General features: G+C 63.5%; 4 protein-coding genes and 1 pseudogene. 3 read left to right on the forward strand and 2 right to left on the reverse strand.

Translation table 11 applies throughout. The features are described from left to right. Positions 1-23 precede the first annotated feature (23 nt). A complete protein-coding gene (locus OQ789_RS24870) occupies positions 24-824 on the reverse strand; it encodes a GAP family protein (protein WP_324688957.1) in 801 nt (266 codons plus the stop codon). A 128-nt stretch (positions 825-952) separates the two neighbouring features. Between OQ789_RS24870 and OQ789_RS24875 the strand changes: the two genes are divergently transcribed. The 3 genes from OQ789_RS24875 to OQ789_RS24885 all read left to right on the forward strand — a co-directional run bounded on the left by OQ789_RS24875 (position 953) and on the right by OQ789_RS24885 (position 5,308). Next, a complete protein-coding gene (locus OQ789_RS24875; protein ID WP_324688958.1) occupies positions 953-2,275 on the forward strand; it encodes a hypothetical protein in 1,323 nt (440 codons plus the stop codon). Between the two features lie 385 nt (positions 2,276-2,660). Further along, positions 2,661-3,986 carry a hypothetical protein gene (locus OQ789_RS24880; RefSeq protein ID WP_324688959.1) on the forward strand — a complete coding sequence of 442 codons (1,326 nt, stop codon included), beginning with the start codon at positions 2,661-2,663 and terminating at the stop codon, positions 3,984-3,986. 53 nt (positions 3,987-4,039) lie between these two features. Then, positions 4,040-5,308 carry a glycosyltransferase gene (locus OQ789_RS24885; protein ID WP_324688961.1) on the forward strand — a complete coding sequence of 423 codons (1,269 nt, stop codon included), beginning with the start codon at positions 4,040-4,042 and terminating at the stop codon, positions 5,306-5,308. A gap of 575 nt (positions 5,309-5,883) precedes the next feature. Here the strand turns inward: OQ789_RS24885 and OQ789_RS24890 are convergent. Further along, positions 5,884-6,033, reverse strand: a pseudogene (locus OQ789_RS24890) (IS110 family transposase); the annotation flags it as partial.

The raw sequence follows: 6,033 nt of genomic DNA on the forward strand, positions 1-6,033 counted from the left end.
GGCGGGGGCAGGCGGACTCGCAATCACCCCATCTGGACTGCGCCCATACCATTGGCGACGAGCGCGATCCCGCCGAGGGTGCATATGGTCAACAGGATCTTGCGGCGATGATCTCGCGCCCACCCATGCACCCGTTCTAAAACTGCGAGGGTTCTGGCCGGTGTGGCCAGGTAGCTTGCCAGCGTGATCTCGACGACCGAAAGCAGCCCGACGACGAAGATGATCGCGGCGCTGACCTGCGTGCCGAATGTGCCTCCGGAGGAAACGATGATAGCCAGCAGGAACAGAACTCCGTCGAGTGGTGGACCCAAGGCGAGACCGATCAGCAAGGCGACCCACCACGATCCGCTTTCCCACGCCTTGTAGGCGCGGCCGAGTAGCCGGTGGGTGGCCGATGTGGGCTCCGTCGATGCATCCTGCGCGCGGACCAACAGCCTGGAGATTGCATGCGGCGTATCCGAGTCAGCCGGTTGGGTCGCCGAACTGCCGCCCGCCGTCACGTGCGCCGGCTGGCGTGCTCGCGTCGTCAGCCAGCGGACGGTCATCACCGCGGCGATCGACAGTGCCAGGACACCCATGCCGACTTGAATGTGCCGGAGTGTGGAGCTCGTGGCCAAACTGTCCGCAAAGCTTTTAAACGATGGGGTGACTTGCACCACCGAAAGCGGCATCACCACGGTGAAACAGCACGCTAAGAGGTTGCCAACGCCGTAGGCGAGCAGGTTTTGCACGGGCCGTGGCCGGGAGATGACGAGGAGAGTGACGCCGATGCGCATTGGTTCGAGACCTGTGATGAGCCCCATCGCCAGCACCGAGCCCCACATACCCGAACACTACCGTGTCGGCATTTTCGGGCCGTCTCCCCCAAGCTTGCCCGGGCTGTCCTGGGCTTGAGCACGCCTTTTGCTTGAGCGGCTCAATGCCCCCGGTGAGCACGACATAAAGTGAGGAAGTGCAGAACGTACTCGACCCCAGCGATCAGAGCATGTTTGACTTCGGCCGAGCGTCAGGAGTTACGACCCTGCTGCAGGGTGTCTGGGTGTACAACCACCCGATTGACGTCAATGGTCTGCGACGGTTCTATGGTCAGCTTCAGCGGGGACGTTTGTCGCGCCGGGTCGAACCGTCACCGCTGCCGTTCGGCCGTCATCGCTGGGTATCGGCCAACGGCTCGGCCGGCCTCGAGATCGTCCCGTCGGCACGGCCGCGTGAAGAATTCGACGTCTGGCTCAACGAGCAGGCGAACATTTCATTGGATCCCGAGAGCGGACCTGTTTGGCACCTTGCGATGGTTCCGTTCACTGACGGCGGCGCCGGGGTGAGCCTGCTCATCCCACATTGCGTCACCGACGCGCTCGGCCTGTTCGAAGGGCTGGCCGATGCCGCGCTTGGCCGCGACGACCCCATCCGCTGGCCCGCCGCGGCGTCGCGCCGCCCGGCACAGGCGTTGCGTCAGGACGCGCGCCAAACCATTCGCGATATTCCCGCCTTCGGCCGCGGCGTCGCTACTGCGGTACGGATGGTCCGGCGGAGCCGCAATAGCGCCGGAGCTGCCACTCCGTCACCTCCCACGCCAACGGAGCCCGCGAACGGGACCCACGAACCCATCGCACTTCCAATCACAACGGTGTTCGTCGACGCCGACGAGTGGGAGGCCCGCGCACAATCGCTCGGCGGGACCAGCAACACGCTGCTTGCGGCATTGGCGGCGCACCTCGCCGAACGGCGAGGACGCGTTACCGCCGACGGCATGGTCGCCTTGAGGATCCCGGTCAACCAGCGCGTCCCCGGCGATACCCGCGGCAACGCAACCAGCCCGGCAGACATCACGGTCGATCCCGCACCATTGACCACGGACTTGCGACACATTCGCGCCACGATCAAGCAAGCGCTGATTAATCACCGGCAGGTGCCCCACGAAGAGCGGGATTTGATGTCGCTGGTTCCGCTGTTGCCCAAGCGGTTCGTCAAGATGATCGGGGGCAACGGGGCCAGCGTCGTCTCAACCCACATGGGTGTGATCAACCCGGCCGCCACTCGAGTGGATGGCACCGACGCCGATTACTTCGCAATGAGGATGTACTACCCGGGCATGACCGAGGCGATGATGCATCAGTTCCGCGGACTGCAAATCGTAGGATCAGGACGAGCGAACGGACAGATCTTCGTCGCGGCTACTGCCTATCGGCCGGGCGGGACCAACTCGAACGACGAACTGCGACATGACCTTTCGAGCGCCTTGAAGGACTTCTCGCTCACCGGCACACCTCTTTGAAAGTAACCGCCATGTCGAAACCTCTGCGACTCGAGCGGCGGACCTAACGCGAGGTCGATCAGCAACGCGACCCACTGTCAGCAAACCGGCGATCGACAGCGCGAGCACACCCATGCCGACTTGAACGTCTCGGAGTGTGCGGCCGACCACTCTCTCTAGTCGGCGACCTCAACGGGATCATCTGTGATCCGGCCCGATCAGCTTTATCCGATGTATCACCAGCCAAATGCGCTTGCTTTGGCGTGGCCAGGGGAAGCCAGTTATTCAGCATACTGCCAGTAAGAGCACAGGCAAATAGACCTACTTTCAGTAGGGTATGAGCTGATATTGTCAGTAGTACTTCGGGCAGATGGGCAAGGATTCGGTACGACCGTAGGGTTAGAAAGTGGAGAACGTACTCGATCCCCGGGACCAGAGCATGTTTGACTTCGGGCTGGCGTCAGGAGTGACCGTCCAGCTGCAAAGCGTCTGGGTGTATGACCGCGCGATTGACATCGACGGTTTGCGGCAGTTCTGTGAGCGTCTTCAGCGGGGGCGGTTGTCGCGCCGCATCGAACGCTCACCATTGCCGTTCGGCCGGCATCGTTGGGTGTCCCCTAACGGCTCATCGGAGTTGGAGATCGTCCCGTCGGCGCGGCCGCGCGGAGAATTCGATTCCTGGCTCAACGAGCAGGCGAACATCTCGTTGGATTGCGAACGCGGACCGGTATGGCATCTTGCGGTGCTTCCGTTCACCGAGGGCGGCGCAGGAGTGAGCCTACTCATCCCACACTGTGTCACCGACGGACTCGGGTTGTTCGAGGGGTTGGCCGATGCCGCGCTCGGGCGGGACGACCCGATCAACTGGCCGGCCGCCGGGTGGCGGCGGCGCTGGCAGGCCCTGGGCGAGGACGCCCGCCAAACCATGCGCGATGTCCCCGCTTTCGGTCGCGGCGTGGCCACCGCGGTACGGATGGTTCGGCGTAGCCGCAGTGCTGCCGGAGCCGGCACTGCGCCGTCGCATCGCACGCCGCCCGCGCTGGCCGCCGCGGCCGACGAACCCATCACAGTTCCCATTGCGACGCTGTTCGTCGATGCCGACGAGTGGGAGGCCCGCGCACAGGCGCTCGGCGGGACGAGCAATTCGTTGCTTGCGGGATTGGCGGCCCACCTTGCTGAACAACGAGGGCGCGTCACCGCCGACGGCTCGGTCGCCTTGCGGCTTCCGGTCAATGAGCGCCTCGCCGGCGATACTCGCGGTAATGCGATTGGCCCGGTAGATATCACCGTCGATCCTGCACCATTGACGACAGATCTGCGGCCCATCCGGGCCACGATCAAGCAGGCGCTGATTCGCCATCAGCAGGAGCCCGACGAGGAGCGGGCAATGGCGTCGCTGGCTCCGCTGTTGCCCAAGCGGTTCATCAAAACGATCCGCGACAATGGGACCAGTGTCGTCTCAACCCACATGGGTGTGATCAACCCCGCGGCCACCTGCGTGGATGGTACCGACGCCGATTACTTCGCCATGAGGATGCACTACCCGGGCATCACCGAGGCGGTAATGCATCGGTTCGGTGGGCTGCAGATCGTCGGATCGGGACGAGCGAACGGACAGGTCTTCGTCTCGGCTGTCGCCTGTCAGCCGGGTGCGCCCAACTCGAACGACGGCCTGCGACATGACCTTTCGAGCGCGTTGAAGGCATTCTCGCTCACCGGCACGCCTCTCTGAGCGCCTCCGAATCACGCACCAAATAGAGTAGTCGCCATGTCGAGGCCTCGGCGATGAAAATTGTGCTCGCGTGCTACGGAAGTCGCGGCGATGTCGAACCGTGCGTCACGGTCGGTCGTGAGTTGCTGCACCGCGGGCACGACGTGCGCATGGTCGTTCCTCCCGACCTCGTCGGCTTCGCCGAGTCGGCGGGACTTTCTGCGGTCGGCTGCGGGGTAGAGCTGCAAGACATTCTGGACGCCCACCGCAATTTCTGGGCCGGTCTGTTCCGTAAACCCTGGCAGATTCGGGAGCTTATCCGCTCGCGGCGCGAGGTCGGAAAGCCCATTATGCGGTGCTGGGAGCAGATGAGCGCGACGCTGATATCGCTGTCGGACGGGGCCGATCTGCTGTTCAGCGGCCTGAACTTTGAGGACGCGGCTGCGAACGTCGCGGAGTATCACGACATTCCGCTGGCCACGTTGCATTATTTTCCCCTGCGGGTTAACGGTGAGCTGCTGCCCTTCCTGCCCGCGCCGGTGGGCCGCTTCGTGATGAGGCTGTTCTGGTGGGTGTCGTGGCGCGGGACGAAGAAGGTCGAGGACACGCAGCGCCGTGAACTCGGCCTGCCGAAAGCCACGGGCCCGTCGCGGCGGCGGATTACCGACCGCGGATCGTTGGAAATTCAGGCTTACGACGAGGTGTGCTTTCCCGGGTTGGCCGCCGAATGGGCGAAATATGGTGGCCAACGGCCCTTTGTCGGCGCCCTCACGCTGGAGTCGCCCACCGAAGCCGACGGCGAGGTCGCGTCGTGGATTGCCGGGGGAACACCACCGATTTTCTTCGGCTTCGGCAGCATTCGGGTCGAGTCTGCCGCCGACACGCTCGCGATGATCAGTGCCGCATGCGAGCAGTTAGGGGAGCGTGCGTTGGTTTGCGCCGCCGGGACCGACTTCGGTTCCGTCCCTCAGCCCGAACACGTTAAGGTCGTCGCCACCGTCAATTACGCGGCCACCCTTCCCGCCTGCCGCGCGGTGGTGCACCACGGCGGCGCGGGCACCACGGCCGCGGGCCTGCGCGCTGGAGTGCCCACATTGATTCTGTCAACCGACCTCGATCAGACTCTCTGGGGCACTCGTGTCAAGCGGTTGAAAGTTGGTACTGCCCGGCGCTTTTCGGCCACTACCCGCGAATCACTGGTCGCGGACCTGCGCATCATCCTGGCTCCGCAGTACGCAGCGCGAGCCCGCGAGAACGCCACCCAAATGACAATACCCGCCGAAAGTGTTTGCCGTGCAGCCGATCTCGTGGAACACTTCGCCCGTCTGCGGCGTATTGGCTGATCGTCGACACTCTCGGGTACGAATCGGGCGATTGCACAGTCAACTTTGTGAAATCTCTGAGATTCATCCCGAATGGGTTTATGGGGCCAAATCGTGGCCGATGCTGTGCGAATGGGGCGCTGCACTATTCGGGCCGTGCAGCAGGCAATCGGTGTTCACCCAGGGGAATGAAGTGTCCGGAAAGTACAACAGAAGCGTCCAGGCTGACGGCCTGTTCTCGATGAATCGGTTGAGTGGGCTCGGCTAACAGGCAATCAACCACACTCACCACGCCCGAGAGCAGCTGCGAGATCGGTACCGCCGAGTCGAAAACACGTTTGCCCGCCAGCTTTCGGACGTCTTCGACCGGTCGTTTTGGATCGCATAGCGCGATCACGTTTTTGCGACCAACGCCGCCTGCTTTAGCTGTCCGATACGGCGGCCGGGCTCCTCTTTCGCAGAGGCTTCACGGCGCTCGGACTCCCGCAGGATTGCGCACTATCGCAGCCTGAGATGGGGCTGCGGGCATAGCGGAGGAATTTTCCGGCAAAGCGACGGCGAAATCTCATCAGCAAGGGGGATTCTCAATGACGTTGTCAAGCGGCCGCGGGTTTGGTCCCGGGTTGGTAGACGGCGTGGTCGCGGAGCATGGCCCACAGGACGTTGAGACGTCGGCGGGCCAGGGCGAGGATGGCTTGGGTGTGGGTTTTGCCTTCGGTTCTCTTGCGGTTGTAGTAGGTCCGGGA

The sequence above is a fragment of the Mycobacterium sp. 94-17 genome (assembly GCF_035617725.1).
Classification (GTDB): domain Bacteria; phylum Actinomycetota; class Actinomycetes; order Mycobacteriales; family Mycobacteriaceae; genus Mycobacterium.